Raw genomic sequence first — 649 nt, 5'->3', positions numbered from 1 at the left:
CGGGTCCGGTGCTGGTGTTTCCGGGGCAGGGGTCGCAGTGGGCCGGTATGGGCGCGGCGCTGCTGGAGGACTCCCCCGTGTTCGCCGCCCGCGTCGCCGAATGCGCACAGGCCCTGGGCCGGTACGTGGACTGGTCCCTCACCGACGTTCTACGCGGCACCCCCGACGCCGCCGACCTCGACCGCGTCGACGTCGTACAACCCGTCCTGTGGGCCGTCATGGTCTCGCTGGCCGCCGTATGGGACCACCACGGCATCACCCCGGCCGCCGTCATCGGCCACAGCCAAGGAGAAATCGCCGCAGCCGTAGTAGCCGGCGCCCTGTCACTGGACGAAGGCGCCAAAATCGTAGCCCTCCGCAGCCAGACCCTGCGCAAACTCGCAGGCCGCGGCGCCATGGCCTCCCTCGCAATGAGCCAGAACCACGCCGAACACCTCCTGACCAGCCTGGGCCAAACGGCCGAAAGCGTCGGCGTGGCCGCCGTCAACGGCCCCGGATCCGTCGTCGTATCCGGACCACCCGACCAAGTCACCCACACCGTGACAGCATGCCAAGAAGCCGGCGGCCGAGCCCGCCTCATCAACGTCGACTACGCCTCACACAGCCCCCAGATCGACGAGATCACCGACGAACTCACCAACCTCCTGGC

At 69.2% G+C, this 649-nt stretch carries 1 protein-coding gene; it reads left to right on the top strand.

Annotation, left to right across the window (positions count from 1 at the left end):
* On the top strand, window positions 1-649 hold a 649-nt coding region (locus ASC60_RS00095), incomplete at both ends, for an acyltransferase domain-containing protein (protein ID WP_159043183.1).

The sequence above is a fragment of the Streptomyces sp. NBRC 110028 genome (assembly GCF_001417735.1).
In the GTDB taxonomy this organism is placed as follows: Bacteria; Actinomycetota; Actinomycetes; order Streptomycetales; family Streptomycetaceae; genus Streptomyces.
This window is presented reverse-complemented; position numbering and strand designations above follow the sequence as displayed.